This is a genomic window from Marinomonas flavescens, from assembly GCF_004352835.1.
GTDB lineage: Bacteria > Pseudomonadota > Gammaproteobacteria > Pseudomonadales > Marinomonadaceae > Marinomonas > Marinomonas flavescens.
The window spans coordinates 50475-68308 of the sequence record NZ_SJSB01000016.1; the positions used below are offsets into that span (position 1 = coordinate 50475).

At 44.8% G+C, this 17834-nt stretch carries 18 protein-coding genes; 14 read left to right on the top strand and 4 right to left on the bottom strand.

The window, feature by feature from the left end; genetic code table 11:
- Positions 1-28: 28 nt before the first annotated feature.
- Both E0D70_RS14575 and E0D70_RS14580 read left to right on the top strand, forming a co-directional pair.
- Positions 29-1135, top strand: coding sequence for a 1-acyl-sn-glycerol-3-phosphate acyltransferase (locus tag E0D70_RS14575; protein WP_133013012.1), 1107 nt, complete (start codon positions 29-31; stop codon positions 1133-1135).
- A 17-nt stretch (positions 1136-1152) separates the two neighbouring features.
- Entirely contained in the window at positions 1153-1893 is a 741-nt protein-coding gene (locus E0D70_RS14580; RefSeq protein WP_240537152.1) for a lysophospholipid acyltransferase family protein, read from the top strand.
- Positions 1894-2001: 108 nt separating this feature from the next.
- Here the strand turns inward: E0D70_RS14580 and fabB are convergent, their stop codons facing one another.
- On the bottom strand, positions 2002-3216 hold the full coding sequence (gene fabB / locus E0D70_RS14585; protein WP_133013013.1) for a beta-ketoacyl-ACP synthase I: 1215 nt from the start codon (positions 3214-3216) through the stop codon (positions 2002-2004).
- Between the two features lie 26 nt (positions 3217-3242).
- Positions 3243-3758, bottom strand: coding sequence for a bifunctional 3-hydroxydecanoyl-ACP dehydratase/trans-2-decenoyl-ACP isomerase (fabA, locus tag E0D70_RS14590; protein WP_133013014.1), 516 nt, complete (start codon positions 3756-3758; stop codon positions 3243-3245).
- Between the two features lie 270 nt (positions 3759-4028).
- Here fabA and E0D70_RS14595 point away from each other — a divergent pair, with 270 nt between their 5' ends.
- Positions 4029-4946, top strand: a complete 918-nt coding sequence (locus tag E0D70_RS14595) for an alpha/beta fold hydrolase (protein WP_133013015.1) — start codon at positions 4029-4031, stop codon at positions 4944-4946.
- A 59-nt stretch (positions 4947-5005) separates the two neighbouring features.
- Here E0D70_RS14595 and ispB read toward each other — a convergent pair whose 3' ends face one another.
- Positions 5006-5986 (bottom strand): octaprenyl diphosphate synthase, encoded by a 981-nt coding sequence (gene ispB / locus E0D70_RS14600; RefSeq protein WP_133013016.1) that lies wholly within the window; start codon positions 5984-5986, stop codon positions 5006-5008.
- 283 nt (positions 5987-6269) lie between these two features.
- Here ispB and rplU point away from each other — a divergent pair, with 283 nt between their 5' ends.
- From rplU to E0D70_RS14625, 5 genes are all read left to right on the top strand, one after another.
- On the top strand, positions 6270-6578 hold the full coding sequence (gene rplU / locus E0D70_RS14605) for a 50S ribosomal protein L21 (protein WP_133013017.1): 309 nt from the start codon (positions 6270-6272) through the stop codon (positions 6576-6578).
- A 31-nt stretch (positions 6579-6609) separates the two neighbouring features.
- On the top strand, positions 6610-6882 hold the full coding sequence (gene rpmA / locus E0D70_RS14610) for a 50S ribosomal protein L27 (RefSeq protein WP_133013018.1): 273 nt from the start codon (positions 6610-6612) through the stop codon (positions 6880-6882).
- 106 nt (positions 6883-6988) lie between these two features.
- Positions 6989-8182 carry an Obg family GTPase CgtA gene (gene cgtA / locus E0D70_RS14615; protein ID WP_133013019.1) on the top strand — a complete coding sequence of 398 codons (1194 nt, stop codon included), beginning with the start codon at positions 6989-6991 and terminating at the stop codon, positions 8180-8182.
- A 29-nt stretch (positions 8183-8211) separates the two neighbouring features.
- Positions 8212-9336 carry a glutamate 5-kinase gene (gene proB / locus E0D70_RS14620; RefSeq protein ID WP_133013020.1) on the top strand — a complete coding sequence of 375 codons (1125 nt, stop codon included), beginning with the start codon at positions 8212-8214 and terminating at the stop codon, positions 9334-9336.
- Between the two features lie 66 nt (positions 9337-9402).
- Positions 9403-9765 carry a diacylglycerol kinase gene (locus E0D70_RS14625; RefSeq protein ID WP_133013021.1) on the top strand — a complete coding sequence of 121 codons (363 nt, stop codon included), beginning with the start codon at positions 9403-9405 and terminating at the stop codon, positions 9763-9765.
- A 54-nt stretch (positions 9766-9819) separates the two neighbouring features.
- Here E0D70_RS14625 and rpsT read toward each other — a convergent pair whose 3' ends face one another.
- Entirely contained in the window at positions 9820-10083 is a 264-nt protein-coding gene (gene rpsT / locus E0D70_RS14630; RefSeq protein ID WP_115898992.1) for a 30S ribosomal protein S20, read from the bottom strand.
- Positions 10084-10310: 227 nt separating this feature from the next.
- Here rpsT and murJ point away from each other — a divergent pair, with 227 nt between their 5' ends.
- The 6 genes from murJ to ispH all read left to right on the top strand — a co-directional run bounded on the left by murJ (position 10311) and on the right by ispH (position 17674).
- A complete protein-coding gene (murJ, locus tag E0D70_RS14635) occupies positions 10311-11879 on the top strand; it encodes a murein biosynthesis integral membrane protein MurJ (RefSeq protein WP_133013022.1) in 1569 nt (522 codons plus the stop codon).
- Between the two features lie 128 nt (positions 11880-12007).
- A complete protein-coding gene (ribF, locus tag E0D70_RS14640; protein WP_133013023.1) occupies positions 12008-12931 on the top strand; it encodes a bifunctional riboflavin kinase/FAD synthetase in 924 nt (307 codons plus the stop codon).
- A gap of 39 nt (positions 12932-12970) precedes the next feature.
- On the top strand, positions 12971-15793 hold the full coding sequence (gene ileS / locus E0D70_RS14645) for an isoleucine--tRNA ligase (protein WP_133013024.1): 2823 nt from the start codon (positions 12971-12973) through the stop codon (positions 15791-15793).
- Entirely contained in the window at positions 15793-16299 is a 507-nt protein-coding gene (gene lspA / locus E0D70_RS14650) for a signal peptidase II (RefSeq protein ID WP_133013025.1), read from the top strand. The genes ileS and lspA overlap by 1 nt, the downstream gene beginning before the upstream one ends.
- A complete protein-coding gene (locus E0D70_RS14655) occupies positions 16296-16727 on the top strand; it encodes an FKBP-type peptidyl-prolyl cis-trans isomerase (RefSeq protein WP_133013026.1) in 432 nt (143 codons plus the stop codon). Before lspA ends, E0D70_RS14655 begins: the two co-directional genes overlap by 4 nt.
- Positions 16724-17674 carry a 4-hydroxy-3-methylbut-2-enyl diphosphate reductase gene (gene ispH, locus E0D70_RS14660; RefSeq protein ID WP_133013027.1) on the top strand — a complete coding sequence of 317 codons (951 nt, stop codon included), beginning with the start codon at positions 16724-16726 and terminating at the stop codon, positions 17672-17674. The genes E0D70_RS14655 and ispH overlap by 4 nt, the downstream gene beginning before the upstream one ends.
- Positions 17675-17834: the final 160 nt, after the last annotated feature.

Genomic DNA, 17834 nt, shown 5'->3' on the forward strand with positions numbered 1-17834 from the left:
GAGACAGTTTTTACTAGCGGAAAATTAAATGGATCAGTTTCATGATATACGCCCTTACAACGACGATGAAGTCGTTGAGGTGTTGCACAACCTGGTAGACACGCCAGATTTTATTAATACGATTGTCGGCTTCCGTTTTGCGGGTTGGCCGAAATTACTGCAAGCGCCGTTGGCGTTTGCGGTAAAATTGGCGCTAAGGCGTCAAGTGGCCAATATTAAAAATGTTCATGACTTTCAGATGCGTGTTGCGGGTTACATGGACCGTATGATTAAAACCACGACGACTGACGTAGAATATCGAGGTATTGAAAAGCTAGAAAAAGAGGTAGGTTATTTATTTTTATCTAACCATAGAGACATTGCGATGGACCCTGCGTTTGTCAATTATGGCTTGTATTTGGCGGGTTTGAACACGGTTCGTATCGCCATTGGTGATAACTTATTGCGTCGCCCTTTTGTGTCTGATCTGATGCGTTTAAACAAAAGCTTTATTGTGAAACGCTCGGTGAATGGTATTCGTGAAATGATGGCCGCTTTTGGGCAGTTATCAGGTTACATTACGCACTCTCTTACGAAAGACCAATGCAATATCTGGATTGCTCAGAAAGAAGGGCGCGCGAAAGATGGAGTGGATCAAACCGACCCTGCGCTGATCAAGATGTTGTACATGAGTCAGAAAAAAGAGAAAGTAAGTTTTGCTGATGCCATGGCCAATTTAAAAATTGTCCCTGTGTCGATTTCCTATGAATACGATCCATGTGCGTTTGATAAAGCACGTGAATTGCATGAAAAATCGACTACCGGTAATTATGAAAAGTCTGAGTTTGAAGACATCGATAGCATCAAAAATGGCATCGTTGGGCAAAAGGGCAAAGTCGTCGTGACGTTTGGAGATGTGCTTAAAGAAGGCATTGATACCCCTGAAGCTTTAGTCGCGGAAGTGGATCGTCAGATCATCACAAGCTACGCCATCCAAGCGAGTAACGAAGCGGCGTTAGCCATTCAGCAAGGCAAGCCGTCGACAGACAGCGCGTTTTCTACGTATCTAGAAAGCTGTCCACCGGAGTTGCGTGACACGGTCATCGCCATGTATGCCAACCCGTTAAAGCAGCAACAAAAATATCTAAATGAATAGAAGTTGAGGTATCGATTGTGCGTTTAGGAATCTTGTTAAGGTCGTGGATCGGCTCAACCATTTTCTTTGTGTATTATATGTTGTCAACGGTCTTTTTTGGCGTACTTGCGCCATTTGCCACTGTGCTATTGCCGAAAGACTATCGCCAGCCAGTGCTTAACCAACATAACAAGGGTTTGTTGTTTGTGTTTCGCATTTTGTGTGGTGTGAAGATCGAAATCATTGGCCGTGAGCACATTAATAAAAATCGGCCAGTGGTGCTGGTGGCGAATCATCAAAGTGAGTGGGAGACCTATGTACTGCAAGTTCTAATGGCGCCTGTCTCTACGGTGCTTAAAAAAGAATTGTTGTCCGTTCCCTTTTTTGGTTGGGGGTTGCGTATGGTGCAACCTATTGCGATTGATCGTTCTAAGCGAACGAATGCACTGAAACAAATTATGAGTCAGGGCAAGGAGCGTCTAGAAGACGGGCGTTCGGTGTTGATCTTTCCTGAAGGCACTCGCACCAAGCCAACAGAAACCAAAGAATTTAATAAGGGCGCAGCCATGTTGGCTACCTCGGCCAAGGCGCCGATCTTGCCTGTGGTGCATAACGCTGGATATGCGTGGCCAAGTAAGAGTTTCTTTAAGTTTCCGGGCTCGATTCGTTTGGTTATTGGACCAGTGATTGAATCAGAAGGGAAAAAAACGTCTGAGTTGCATAACGAAATGGAGCAGTGGATGCGCGCCGAAATGGCGAAGCTGCCCAACGGAAAATAATACAACCATGCATGGTCTTGTTTAAGTGCTGAGTAAAGTGTCATAAAAAAAGCCGCATTATAAAATGCGGCTTTTTTGATTCTGTACTGAATGATCAGTCAGATTAGATTATGCGTCGTATTTTTTGAATACTAGGCTGGCGTTGGTACCGCCGAAACCAAAACTGTTAGACATGATTAGGTTCAAATCTACGTTGTCTTGACGAGTTGTTACAACAGGAATGTTACCTGCGGCTTCGTCTAGATCATCGATGTTAGCAGATGCTGTGATGAATTTGTTTTCCATCATTAGCAAGCAGTAGATTGCTTCATGAACCCCGGCCGCACCCAAAGAGTGGCCAGACAGTGATTTTGTTGAGCTAATAGATGGGATGTTATCACCAAATGTCTCATTCACTGCTTGTAGTTCTTTCATGTCACCAGCAGGTGTACTAGTACCGTGAGTGTTGATGTAATCAATCTCACCGTCAATAGTGCTCATTGCCATTTGCATACAACGCTTCGCGCCTTCACCAGAAGGAGCAACCATGTCGTAGCCATCGGATGTTGCACCGTAACCTACTAGCTCAGCATAGATTTTTGCACCACGAGCTTTAGCGTGTTCTAGCTCTTCGATCACTAGAATACCGCCGCCGCCAGCGATAACGAAACCATCACGGTTTGAATCGTAAGCACGAGACGCTTTTTCTGGTGTTTCATTGTATTTAGAAGACAAAGCACCCATGGCATCAAACATACATGTTTGCGCCCAGCTTTCTTCTTCGCCACCACCGGCAAATACAACGTCTTGTTTGCCAAGCTGGATAAGCTCCATAGCATTACCAATACAGTGCGCACTGGTTGAACAAGCAGAAGTGATTGAGTAGTTAACGCCTTTGATTTTGAATGGCGTAGCCAAACAAGCAGAAACGGTACTTCCCATGGTTTGGGTTACGCGGTATGGACCCACTCGTTTCACGCCTTTCTCACGTAGAGTGTCAGCGGATTCTACTAGGTTTTGAGCGGATGCACCGCCAGAACCAGCAATCAAACCAGTGCGAATATTAGAAACCTGCTCTTCAGTTAAGCCGGAATCCGTTATAGCTTGTTGCATGGATTCATATGCATATGTTGCCGCATCGCCCATGAAACGGCGAACCTTACGATCAATATTGGATGAATCTAAGTCGATGCGACCACAAACGTGGCTACGAAAGCCTTTTTCTTTGTAATCTTCAGCGAAACGAATACCAGAACGGCCCTCGCGCAAGGAGTTCAAAACGCTTTCTTTGTCATTACCTAAGCAACTGACAATACCAAGACCTGTTACTACTACACGACGCATAAATGTGCCTCTTTTACTCTTAATCTTTAGAAGTTGTCTGTTGAAGAGAATAGACCTACACGTAAATCTTGTGCAGTATAAATTTCTCGACCATCAACAGATACGCTTCCGTCTGCAATACCCATAATCAACTTGCGTTCTATGACGCGTTTAAGGTGAATATGGAAGGTAACTTTTTTAGCGGTTGGGAGGATTTGACCTGTGAATTTTACATCACCAGAACCCAGCGCACGACCGCGGCCTTTGTTGCCTTTCCAGCCTAGGAAAAAGCCAACGAGTTGCCACATAGCGTCCAAACCTAAACAGCCAGGCATTACTGGATCACCAGGAAAGTGGCATTTGAAGAACCAAAGGTCTGGATGAATATCAAGCTCAGCTATGATTTCGCCTTTACCGTATTTGCCACCTTCGGTTGCAATATGAGTAATTCGATCAATCATCAGCATATTCCCAACTGGAAGTTGAGCATTGCCTGCACCAAACATATCACCGTTGCCGCATTGTAATAGTTCGTCTTTTTCAAACGAGGAAGCTGTAGTCATTATAATCCTATTTCCACATTCAGCGAATAACTCGATTTAGCTATGCTGAGTTGAGTGGTCCAGTTAGCAGTATAAAATCCAACGAATTATAGCGTCTCAAGCAAGTAATATGAATGTTTGAGTGGAAAAAAAGCGTTTAGACTGCGTAAAAAGTGACCATTTAGTGCTCTCTACTTATAAAAAGGCGTGTTATTTTAGAATTAGAGACGAAAAGGGGTATAGATAACCCTTTTTGATAAAGCGAAACTGGAGTGTTGTATAAGGCGGTAAATGATTTTGTCTACGTTGCTACAGAGTAATGAGTGGTTGAGTGCACAGCGATATGACTTCGAAGACGGTTTTACGATGGCGTATACGAATCAGCTTAAGTTTGACCGCCCTAATTTACATTTTTTGCATGGTAATGGTTTTGCTGTCCGCTCCTACCAGCGTTTCCTAGCAAGCTTTGCAGAGGATTATAATTTAATCTTACAAGAGGCCGCTGGACATGGTGGCTCATCGACCGGAGAGCGCTTTGTTGGTTGGAATGAAACCGCAGAGCGCTTTTCAATAAGTTTAAAGGCTCATGAAGTGGCATTGCCAAAAACTGAAAATATTGGCGTCGGTCACAGTTTTGGCGGCTGTATGACTACTTTGATGAGTGCGCAAGATCCCACTGTATTTGATCGGCTTATATTGCTTGATCCGGCCTTATTCCCGCCCCGTCTTCTGTGGCTATTGCGGGGTGCATCTTTGTTTGGGCTAAAAGGAAAGATTCCTTTAGCGAAACAAGCCAAACGTCGTCGGACTCAATGGGAAACTATGGATCAAGTGAAGGCCAGCTTTACTGGAAGAGGCATATTTAAAGGTTGGGACCCTTTATGCTTAGATGATTATATTCAGCATTCTATTAGGCAAGATGAAAGTAGTGGGTTGTATCAGCTATCTTGCCCCGTTTGGATGGAGTCTGACATTTTTGCGAGTTACCCAAGAGGCTTATGGAAGGCAATTCGTTCAATCTCTGTGCCGGCATATATTATTCAGGGTAAACATTCGTTCCCTTACTTTAAAGAGGCGTATCGACTCGCCGAACGTTTAAATTCGAATATTACCGTCATTGAGGTGGAGGGTGGTCATTGTTTTATGCAAGAGCACCCCGAAAAAACAGCACAACTGATTAAAGGATTGCTAGGGAAAGAGTCTAAATAGGAAACAGAGCGTCGCTAATTGAGGCGCTCTGTTTCCTATTTGACTATGTAACTAGGGGATTACGCTCTACGATTGACCGATGTTTTTGCTATTGTAATCAATGCGTTTTTATAATCTGATTCTGGTAAGATCGCAATGGATTTAATGGCTAAGTCGGCTTGTTGCTGTGCTCGTTGTTGCGTGAATTCAATGGCGCCACAAGCTTGAACATCCGCAATTATCTTATCAAGATGATCAAGTCCACCAGTCAAAATAGCTTGCCTGACTCGGTCTGCCGCTTCCTTAGTGCCGTTTTTCATGGTGAATATTAACGGCAGAGTCGGTTTACCTTCCGAAAGGTCATCTCCCACACTTTTGCCCATTTCTTCGGCGGTGCTGGTGTAATCCATTACATCGTCGATCAATTGGAAGGCAGTACCAACATACATTCCATATTGTTGTAAGGCGGTTTGATAGTGTGGGGCGGCATCCGCAATGACGGCACCGCAAAGCGCGGCCCCTTCAAATAATTTTGCGGTTTTGTACTGAATGACTTTTAAGTAACTCTCTTCCGTTGTGTCAGGATCACCGCAGTTGATCAGTTGTTGTACCTCACCCTCTGCGATAATGTTGGTCGTTTCCGCTAAAATGGACATACATTCCATGCTGCGGATATTAACCATCAATTGAAAGGCACGGGTATATAAGAAGTCTCCAACTAATACGCTAGGGGCGTTCCCCCATTCTTCGTTAGCTGTTTTTTTGCCTCGGCGCATATCAGACTCATCCACCACATCATCGTGTAGCAGTGTGGATGTATGGATAAATTCAATGACAGTTGCCATTTTGATGGCTTTTTCTAGTTTGTCAGAATCTAAGTCTGCACTTGCTCGCGCGGCAAGAAGAACTAATAAAGGGCGTAATCGTTTACCACCATTACTAATAATGTAGTAACCAATTTGCTCAATAAGCGGAATGTCACTGCGAAGCTGTGACACAATGTAGTCGTTAACCTGGCCAAATTCATTGGCTACAACATCATGGATTTTTTTGGATTGCATGCAATTTCCGAAGCTAAAAAGTCTCAAGCTGAACAGCAAGTTCAGCCCATGCTAGGTAAGCACCGCGCCGCGGTCAACCCAAAATATGAAAAATATACAATACACTACCTTTTCTCTTGTTTTGAGTGGTGTGATTTTGTACAATCTCGCGTCCGATTTGCCCACGTTTTGCTCCCTATCATATGGTAAGTGAATTTTTATCATTTTTTGATAAGAATTTGGGAACCACTAGAAGTAGGTAAAACTCAATTTAGTAGCCGGGTAAATCTCATTGGAGAAGAACATGTTTGCAGTAATTAAAACTGGCGGTAAGCAATACCGAGTACAAGAAGGCCAAACCCTTAAAGTTGAGAAATTAGCTATTGAAGAAGGTGGCGTTGTTCAATTCGACGACGTTCTTCTTGTTTGCAATGGCGACGACGTTAAAATTGGCGCTCCTGTTGTAGAAGGCGTTAAAGTAACAGCAGAAGTTGTTACTCATGGCCGTGGAGACAAAGTGAAAATTTTGAAATTCCGCCGTCGTAAGCATTCTATGAAACGTATGGGTCATCGTCAGTGGTTCACGGAAGTGAAAATAACTGGCATTAAATAAGCCCTAACTAAACTAATTTAAGGAGTAAGTCATGGCTCATAAAAAAGCGGGTGGTAGTACTAATAACGGTCGCGACTCCGAGTCGAAACGATTAGGTGTCAAACGTTTCGGTGGTCAAGTTGTGATCCCAGGTAATATTCTTGTTCGTCAGCGTGGTACTCAGTTCCACCCTGGTGCAGGCGTTAAAATTGGTAGAGATCACACTTTGTTTGCTGTTGTAGAAGGCCAAGTGAAATTTGAAGTTAAAGGTAAATTGAAGCGTCGTACAGTGTCTGTTGTTACAGCACCTGTCGCTACAGCTTAGTTTTACTAAAAACTCAAAAAGAGCTCCGCTATGCGGGGCTTTTTTTTTGGAAAAATCCTATAATCAGTATCTGTTGATTCTGATAATGCACCTAAGAGGTGAATCTGTGAAATTCGTTGATGAAGCCAGTATCTATGTAAGAGCGGGTAAAGGCGGAAATGGTTGTTTGAGCTTTTGGCGTGAAAAATACGTAGCGAAGGGCGGTCCTGATGGTGGTGATGGAGGAAATGGCGGCAGCGTTTTGCTGGTTGCTGATGAATCCTTAAATACCCTGATTGATTTTCGCTTTACTAAAAAATACATCGCAGAAAGCGGTGAAAGTGGCCAAGGTAGTGATATGACTGGCTCAAAAGGCCAGGATCTTGAGATTGTAGTGCCTGTTGGGACCACTGTTATTGATGAAGATACAGGGGAAACCTTAGGTGACCTTGTAAAAGCCGGTCAGAAGCTCAAAGTTGCTTTGGGTGGCCATCATGGTTTGGGTAATTCGCGCTTTAAATCTAGTACTAACCGTGCTCCGCGTCAGACGACAAAGGGAACGGTAGGCGAAGAGCGTTCGCTTAAATTAGAAATGAAGGTATTGGCTGACGTGGGTTTGTTAGGTCTGCCAAATGCTGGTAAGTCTACATTTATCCGTTCCGTATCGTCTGCTAAGCCAAAAGTAGCTGATTATCCGTTTACTACGCTGGTACCAAACTTGGGTGTGGTAAAAGTTAAAAAGCATCAGAGCTTTGTTGTTGCCGATATTCCGGGAATTATCGAAGGCGCTTCTGAAGGAGCGGGTCTTGGTATTCGTTTCTTGAAGCACCTAGTGCGTAATCGTATTTTGCTTCACATTGTCGATTTGGCGCCTTGGGATGAAATTACACCTGCAGAAGCGGCTGTTATTGCTGTCAATGAGCTCCACCAGTTTAGTCCAGCATTGGCTCAACGTGATCGTTGGTTAGTTCTGAATAAGACGGATATGGTGCCAGATGATGAGCTTGAAGAGCGCTGCCAAAGCGTAATCGACGCATTGGGATGGGAAGGTAAAGCATACCGTATTTCGGCTATCTCTGGCGAAGGTACGGAAGTGTTGTGTCTTGATCTAATGACGGCGCTTGAAGAGAAGCGTGAATTGCTGGCAAATGATGATGAAGCTCGTGAAAAAGAAGAGGCTATGCGTACGTTGATCGACGAAGAAGGTCGCAATCGTATCTTGTCTCTACGAGAAAATCGTCGTAAAGCAGGTAAGCTGTTAGATGATGACGAAAACTTTGACGATGATGATTATGATGTGGACGTAGAATACGTTCGTTAATTAGGCTTGATGAGATAGAAAGCAGTATCATGGAAATTCGAGAGAGAATTGCTAAAGCGCACCGTGTAGTGGTTAAAATTGGCAGTGCATTGTTGACCAATGATGGTCAAGGTCTTGATGTAGCTCGTATTGGTCTTTGGGTCGCTCAGATAGCAGAGCTAAGGGCGCAAGGCAAAGAAGTGGTTTTGGTGTCATCTGGCTCCATCGCGGCTGGCATGAAGCGTTTAGGGTTCTCTTCTCGACCGACCCAGGTGAATGAGCTGCAAGCAGCAGCCGCTGTTGGGCAAATGGAGTTAGTAGGGGTTTACGAATCCCATTTTGAGCAGCACGATTTATGTACTGCACAAATTTTACTGACACATGATGATTTGTCTAATCGTCGGCGGTATTTAAATGCACGCTCTTCGTTGCGTACTTTGCTAGATTTTGGCGTTGTACCCATTGTTAACGAAAACGATACGGTTGTAACCGATGAAATTCGTTTTGGGGATAATGACACTTTGGGCGCGTTAGTTGCGAATTTAGTCGAAGCGGATGTGTTAATTATTCTGACGGATCAACTTGGTTTGTTTGACAAAAATCCACGCGATTATAGCGATGCTGTTTTATTGCCTCATGTGTCAGCTTCTGACGAGCGTCTAGAGTCTATGGCGAGTGGTGGCTCAGGGGCGTTAGGTAGTGGTGGAATGCTGACAAAAATTCGAGCGGCTCGATTGGCTGCCCGTTCCGGAGCTGACACATTAATTGCTTCTGGGCGTGAAAACAATGTCATTATTAGGGCTGCGATGGGTGAGAATATTGGCACTTGGTTAGAGCCTGACCATTGCCGACAAGCCGCTCGTAAGTTGTGGCTGGCTGGGCACCTTAAGAGTCGAGGCTCCTTGACACTTGATGCTGGTGCCGTTAAGGCACTTCGTAAAGAGGGAACTAGTTTGCTGGCTGTAGGCGTAAAAGACGCTGAAGGTTCTTTTTCTCGTGGCGATATGGTGTTGTGTGTTGATGAGGACGGTGTGGTTGTTGCTCGTGGCTTGGTTAACTATAGTGTGGCTGAAACACTGAAGTTACTTGGTCGCTGTTCTTCTGAAATAATAGGTGTTTTAGGTTACGAAGGTGAGCCTGAGTTAGTGCATCGCGATAATCTAGTGATTGTTTAAATCGTTGCTGATTGAGTGGCTAATAGTTGATTGGTTAATTACTTAATAGTTGGTTAGGAGTGTGTAATGGCAAAGCCGGGACAGTCTGGTTTGGCGCGAGTGTTGAGCGCATCTCGCTATTCGTATCAAGGTCTTCGAGCTCAATGGAAGCATGAGGCTGCTTTTCGCCAAGAGGTGTGTTTATTTATTATAGCTCTTCCTTTTGCGCTTTGGTTAGGTGATTCTGCGCTTGAGCGGGCACTGCTGATTTTTTCTGTTGGTATGGTGTTGATTGTTGAAACGTTGAACTCAAGTGTTGAGGCGGTAGTCGATAGAATTAGTGATGAGCATCATGAGTTGTCTGGCCGTGCTAAAGATTTGGGGTCAGCTGCGGTTATGCTGACTTTGGTATTGGCCGTAGTGGTGTGGTGTTTGGTTCTTTTAAGTTAAAAAGAGAAGAATAAGATATAAAAAAACCGGCAGAAGCCGGTTTTTTTATAGGCATTAAGCTAGGGCTTTGATTTTAGCACTCAAGCGGCTCTTATGACGAGCTGCTTTGTTTTTGTGATAAAGGCCTTTATCAGCTGCTTTGTCTAGCTTAGAAGTTGCTAGAACGTAAGCTGCTTGTGCATCAGCTTGATTACCTGCTTCGATAGCTGCATCTACTTTTTTCAAGTATGTGCGAACCATAGAGCGCAGGCTACCATTATGAGCGCGACGTTTGATCGCCTGGCGCGCACGTTTTTTTGAACCGGCGGAATTTGCCACAGTCTGGCTCCTTTCGTTATGTTAGGAAACGGCACAGCACTGTGCTGCGTCGTGAAATGAATGTCAAGTATGACTTCGTAATCTCGCGGCGGATTTTACCAGTTTTTGAGCTTGCCACAACCCCATTATACAAATAATCACCAAAACTACTGGCTTATTTCCCTGCCTTGTTGCGTATTCCGGTGGTATTCTTGCCTCAATTTGTTGGAATGGTTAGTAAAATCATTATGTCAGAAAATAATATCACCCCGAAAAAAACACCTAAAAGTAGTTCATTGTTACGATCTGGTGTCTTGGTGGCTGTTTGTACCTTTTTATCTCGCATACTCGGTTTAGCCCGAGATGCCTCATTGGCTTATGTATTGGGAGCAAGCGCGGGAGCGGATGCCTTTTACGTGGCTTTCAAAATACCGAACTTTTTTCGTCGATTATTTGCCGAAGGCGCATTTGCTCAGGCCTTTGTTCCAGTATTAAGCGATTATCGAGTTAACAATACGAAAGAAGAGGTGCGAGCGTTAATATCGGCAGTATCTGGATCGTTAGCGTTGATTCTTTTATTGATTACTGTTTTGTTTATGGTGTGCGCCCCATGGGTTGTGTATATCTTCGCGCCAGGTTTTACAACGGGCGGTGATCAGGCACGCTTGGCTTCTGAGTTGTTGACGATTACTTTTCCCTATTTATTGTTTATTTCTTTGACGGCATTGGCTGGCGGTATTTTAAATGCCCATGGCGAATATGCAGTCCCGGCCATTACTCCGATTTTTCTTAATATCACCTTGTTGATAGCCACCTTGGTCTTTGCACGCAATGCGCTTGAAGCAGAAACTTCGGTAGCATGGGGTGTGTTTTGTGCTGGAGTGGTCCAATTATTATTTCAGATGCCATTTTTGGCGCGCCTTAAATTATTGCCGATGCCGTCGCTGCAATTTCGGCATCCAGGTGTGAAGCGTATTTTGATATTAATTGGTCCTGCTTTATTTGGTGTTTCGGTTGGGCAAATAAATTTGTTGTTAGATACGGTGTTGGCGTCGTTTCTGCAAACCGGGAGTATTACTTGGCTGTACCTGTCGGATCGTCTGTACGAATTGCCGCTAGGTATTTTTGCGATAGCGATTAGTACGGTAATTTTGCCCTCTTTATCGCGTAGTTTCGCGGGTAAAGACTCGAAAGAGTTTTCAAATACGTTGGATTGGGCGTTGCGTGTTTTATTGCTAATTGCAGTGCCATCGGCATTGGCGTTGTGTATGTTGGCTGAGCCCTTGATTGCTACTATTTTTTATCGTGGTGAGCTGACGGTATTGGATGTCACGAAAGCGGCACAAAGCTTACAAGCGTATTCTTTGGGTTTGGTTTTCATGATGTTGATTAAGGTGCTTGCTCCAGGCTATTACGCTCGTCAGGATACAAGGACACCTGTGCGTATCGGGATTATTGCGATGGTTGCCAATATGGTGCTCAACCTGATTTTCGTTTGGCCTTTGGGGCATGTCGGTTTAGCGTTGGCGACTAGTCTGTCAGCCGCGTTAAATGCATTTTTATTATGGCGAGGTTTGAGGAAACAAGGGCATCATCACTTCTCACCTCAATGGAAGCTGATTATTCGTGTTCTGTTGGGCGCCACGACTGCTTTAGCTGTTTGGATTTACTTTTTTCTTCAGCAAGGATTGGTTTGGACTCAGATGAGTGATTTATATCGAGTAGGAGAGATTCTGCTTGTTGTTGTTGTTGGTGTGGTTGTTTATGGTATTGCCGCAGTGGCTATGGGATTAAGGCCATCTGCCTTCAAGCACTAATAGATTTGTGTTTTAGTTGATTGTGTTACTGAGGTTGTGCGAGTTCTGGCCTACCTTCGGTTGGTGATCTGCTATATAATCTCGGTTATTTTTTCGGCGCTGGGTGAAATTATCTTGAACGAGGTACTATGGAGTTAATACGCGGTATTCATAATATCCGTTCAAAGCATAAAGAATGTGTGCTGACGATAGGGAATTTCGACGGTGTTCATCGTGGGCATTATGCCATTTTGAATCGAGTCAAAGCGCTTGCGGAACATTATCAAGTGCCTGCTGGTATTATGATTTTTGAACCACAGCCAAGAGAGTTTTTCGCTGCCGCTACTGCCCCTGGGCGTATTAGCAGATTGCGCGATAAAATATTTTTCTTGAAAGAGCAGGGCATCGACTATGTGTTGTGTTTGCCGTTTAACCCTAAGCTTCAGCAGCTAGATGCCGAGGCTTTTTGTCAGCAAATATTATTTCAAGGGTTGTCTGTTCGTCATTTGGTGGTAGGAGACGATTTCCGTTTTGGCTGTGATCGCCAAGGGGATTTTGATTATCTTAAGCAATTTGGTGAAGGGCATGGCTTTGATGTAGAGAACACTCCCTCGGTGTTGAACAATGCTGGTGAGCGTATTAGCAGTACGTTAGTGCGCCAAGCATTGGAAGCAGGAAATATCGCTTCGGCTCAAGAGAATATGGGACATCCGGTTATTTTGGGTGGACGAGTCATAGGTGGCCAAAAGTTAGGTCGTACCTTGGGCTTCCCGACTGCGAACGTTCATTTAAAAGGGACTCAGCCAGCATTGTCTGGTGTGTATGCGGTACAGCTTGCCGTTGATGGCATAATGCATAACGGAGTGGCTAATGTCGGCGTGAGACCTACAGTGCAAGGCAAGACGCCAATTTTAGAAGTACACCTTTTTAATTTTAATGGTGATCTGTACGATAAATATGTTCAGGTTACTTTCTGCTGTTTTATTAGAGCAGAGCGAAAAATGGCCAGCTTAGATGCGCTGGAAAAACAAATTCAATGTGATAAAGAAGAAGCAATACACTTCTTTGCCTAATCAGTGAACTGATGATCTTTGAGGATAAATCGATAAACCATGAGTGATTATAAACCGACGCTTAATTTGCCAAAGACAGATTTCCCAATGCGTGGAGACTTGGCAAAACGTGAACCTGCAATGCTGAAGCAATGGCAGGATATGGATCTATACAACAAAGTACGCGAAGTCAGTAAAGGCCGTAAAACTTTTATTCTTCATGATGGCCCTCCGTACGCAAATGGCAGTATTCACATTGGTCACGCGGTTAACAAAATCCTCAAAGATATTATTGTTAAGTCTAAAACCGTTAGTGGTTTTGATGCACCGTACATTCCTGGTTGGGATTGTCATGGTTTGCCAATTGAGCACAAAGTCGAACAGATGATTGGTAAAGCGGGCACGAAAGTGTCGTACAAAGAGTTTCGCGCAAAATGCCGCGAATACGCTTACACGCAAATCGAAGCACAGAAAAAAGACTTTATCCGTTTGGGCGTTATGGGGGATTGGGAAAATCCTTACCTGACGATGAACTTCCAAACCGAAGCGAACATTGTTCGTGCTTTGGGTAAGATTGCTGAAAACGGTCACCTAGTAAAAGGCTTCAAGCCAGTTTACTGGAGTGTGGTCGGTGGTTCCGCCTTGGCTGAGGCCGAAGTGGAATATCAAGACAAAACGTCCTTGTCATTGGATGTGCGTTACGCCCCTCAAGATGAAGCGGCGTTGTTGGCGAAATTCTCTGATGTGGCGGGCGAAGGCAAGGTGTCTGTTGTTATTTGGACAACCACGCCTTGGACGCTTCCAGCGAGCCAAGCAGTTTCTGTACACCCTGAATTTAACTACGCTCTCGTCGAAGTGGATATGGGCTTAGGTAAAGAGCGCTTGATCGTTGCAGAAGACATGGTCGAAGGTTTGATGGCACGCTACGGTGTGACAGACTTTGCTATTGTTGGTCGCACGGTTGGTGCAGAGTTAAAAGGCACTGTTTTGAATCACCCATTCTTGGATCGTGATATCCCCATCATCTTGGGTGAACACGTAACCACAGAAGCCGGTACTGGTTGTGTACATACTGCACCAGATCATGGCGTAGACGATTTCAACGTTGGCCGTGAAAATGGCATTGGTACCATTAATTTAGTGCAAGACAATGGTGTCTATTCAGACGCGGCTGGTGAGTTTGCTGGCATGCATGTTTACAAGGTCGATGGTGCCGTGCTGGATGCGCTAAACCGTAACAACGCTTTGGTGTTCGAATCGAAAATCTTCCATAGTTACCCACATTGCTGGCGTACTAAAACACCATTGATCTTCCGTGCAACGCCACAGTGGTTCATCAGTATGACCAAAGAAGGTTTGCTTGATGCTGCTAAGCATGCGGTTGAAGGTGTTAAATGGGTGCCAAGCTGGGGACAAAATCGCATGGAAGGGATGTTGAATAACAGCCCTGACTGGTGTGTCTCCCGTCAACGTACCTGGGGCGTGCCGATTGCTTTGTTTATCAACAAAGAAACACAAGAATTGCACCCAGAAACACCGCGTTTGATTGAAGAAGTAGCAAAGCGTATCGAACAAGAAGGCATTGATGCTTGGTTCGAAATGGACGCTGAAACCCTATTGGGTGATGATGCGGCAAAATACAGCAAGGTAACGGATACGCTAGATGTATGGTTTGATTCTGGTGTCACCCATTATTCCGTTATCGATCAACGCGAAGAGTTAAGCTTCCCTGCCGATTTGTATTTGGAAGGCTCTGACCAGCATCGCGGTTGGTTCCAATCGTCATTGAAAACGTCTATCGCGATTCGCGGTGTGCCACCTTATAAACAAGTGCTAACGCACGGTTTCACGGTAGATGGCGATGGTCGCAAGATGTCGAAATCATTAGGTAATGTCTTGTCGCCGCAAAAAGTGATGGATACCTTGGGTGCGGACATCATTCGTTTGTGGGTAGCGGCAACCGATTACACCACTGAAATGACCGTGTCTGATGAGATTCTGAAGCGTGTTGCAGACTCATACCGTCGTATTCGTAATACGGCGCGCTTTATGTTGTCTAACTTAACTGGCTTTAACCCAGCGACAGATGTGGTTCCAAGCAGCGATATGTTGGCGTTGGATCGTTGGATTGTCGATCGTGCTGCTTTGTTGCAAACAGAGTTGGATACGGCTTACAACGAATACCAGTTCCACACAGTGAATCAGAAAATTCAAAACTTCTGTTCTGTGGATCTAGGTGGTTTCTATTTAGACATCATCAAAGATCGTCAGTACACCACACAGCCTAATAGCTTGGCGCGTCGTTCTGCACAAACCGCTTTGTACCATATCATGGAAGCATTCACTCGCTGGATCTCGCCAATCTTGAGCTTTACAGCAGATGAGTTATGGCAGGCAATGCCGGGCGAGCGAAGTGAATCTGTCTTCCTAGAAACATGGTACGAAGGTTTAGAGACACTGGCCGGCGATGAGCCTATGGGTCGTGATTTCTGGAAGCATGTACTGGAAGCCAAAGTGGCTACTAATAAAGTATTAGAAGCAGCGCGTAGCGAAGGAAAGATGAAAGCCAGCCTAAGCGCAGAAATTACCTTGTATTGCGATGACGCTTTGCAAACGACCTTGAGTCGTCTTGATGATGAGTTACGCTTCGTACTGATTTCCTCTGATGTGAAAGTATTGCCATTGGCGCAAGCCGGAGACGATGCAGTAGCAACCGATCTTGAAGGGCTTAAAGTTCATGTTGAGCTAAGCCAATACACGAAATGTGTTCGCTGTTGGCATCATCGCCCAGAAGTGGGTCAGCGTACAGAACATCCAGAATTGTGTGATCGCTGTATCTCTAACTTGCCAGATGGGGAAGGTGAACAACGCCTTTACGCTTAATGACCATTCGTTTTGTATGGCAACAAGTCCAGCGCTGGTGGGCGCTGGCACTTGTTATATTTGCAGTGGATTGGCTGACTAAGCAATGCATCGAAGCGAGCATTGCTTATGGTCAGACTGTTCCTGTGCTTCCTTTCTTTGATTTAACGCTACGCTATAACACAGGTGCAGCCTTTAGCTTCTTGGCAAATGCAGGTGGTTGGCAGCGATGGTTCTTTTCTTTTATCGCCTTAGCGGTTGTTGTCGGCATTAGTTGGCGATTAGCAAAAGTAGCGGCGACAAATCGTTGGGAAGCGTTGTCCTTAAGTTTGATCTTAGGTGGTGCTGTTGGCAATTTATACGACCGGTTAGTCTATGGTCACGTTGTCGATTTTCTAGAGTTTCATTGGCATCAGTCTTGGTATTTCCCCGCCTTTAACGTGGCGGATAGTGCGATCACCATTGGTGTTATTTTGATGTTGTTAGAAAGTGTGCTGGCGAAGCCACAAAAAGGCCCAAAAGAATGAATTTAATTACCACTAATAGTCAGGTGACGTTGCACTTTGAGTTGTCTTTAGAAGACGGTCAAATAGTCGATTCCAATTTTTCCCATGAACCTGCGTGTTTTGTTTTTGGCGATGGTAACTTGCTGCCCGCTTTTGAAGAAGTGCTGGTTGGCATGAGTGCTGGGCAAGAAGGCCGTTTTGATATGTCACCAGAGCAAGCATTTGGTGCGCGTAATGAAAATAATATTCAGCGTATGCCGCGCTCTCAATTCGCGATGGATTTAGAAGAGGGTATGGTTGTGTCATTTGCGGATGCGAGCAAAAATGAATTGCCAGGCGTAATTGCAGAGATCAGTGATAACGAAGTGCTGGTGGATTTCAATCACCCGTTGTCTGGTCGCACCCTAACCTATCGAGTTCAAATCGTCATGGTAGAGGAGGTCGCATGAGCTTTGCCATTCAATTAGCCAATCCTCGCGGTTTTTGTGCTGGCGTTGATAGAGCCATCGATATCGTAAATCGATGTTTGGATTTGTTCGAGGCGCCTATTTTTGTGCGTCACGAAGTGGTGCATAACAAGTTTGTCGTTGAGTCTCTTAAAGCGCGCGGTGCTGTCTTTGTTAATGAGTTAGATGAAGTGCCGGATGACAACATTGTTATTTTTAGTGCTCACGGTGTGTCTAAAGCGGTACGAGATGAAGCGGATAAGCGTGGGTTAAAAGTATTTGATGCCACTTGCCCGTTAGTGACGAAAGTGCATTTAGAAGTAGTGCGCTACTCTCGCGATGGTGCAGAGTGTATTTTGATTGGTCATGATGGTCATCCTGAAGTTGAAGGGACCATGGGGCAGTATGATAATAAACAGGGCGGCGCTATTTACCTTGTGGAAAATCCAGATGATGTGGCGAAGCTAACGGTAGAAAATCCTGATAAGTTGGCCTTTGTTACACAAACGACGCTTTCAATGGATGACACCTCTGTCGTTATTGATGCCTTACGTCATTACTTTCCTAATATTAAAGGCCCAAAGAAAGACGATATCTGTTACGCAACTCAAAATCGGCAAGATGCAGTGAAAACACTAGCGAAAGAGTCGGAACTGGTGCTCGTCGTTGGTTCGGTAAATAGCTCGAACTCAAATCGTCTGCGGGAGTTGGCAGAAAGAATGGGAGCAAAAGCCCATTTGATTGATAATGCGAACGAGATCCAAAGCGATTGGTTGGCCGGTGTTCGTAGTGTCGGTGTTACCGCAGGTGCATCCGCTCCTGAGGTGTTGATTAATGAAGTGATCGATCGCCTTATACAAGAAGGCGGCAGTGCGCCAGAAGAGCTTAAAGGTAGAGAAGAGAATGTATCTTTCTCTATGCCCAAAGAGCTTCGGATCGTTGAATTATAGTTTCTTTCAGATTTATTCTAAAAAAATGAATCTTTTATTAAAAAGCCCTTGCGCTAGAATTTTTACGATGTATTATACGCACCCACTGACACGGACAACGACGCAAACAACAGTTTGCAACTTAGCTTGCTAAGTAAGTCGACCGACACGTCAGACGCTC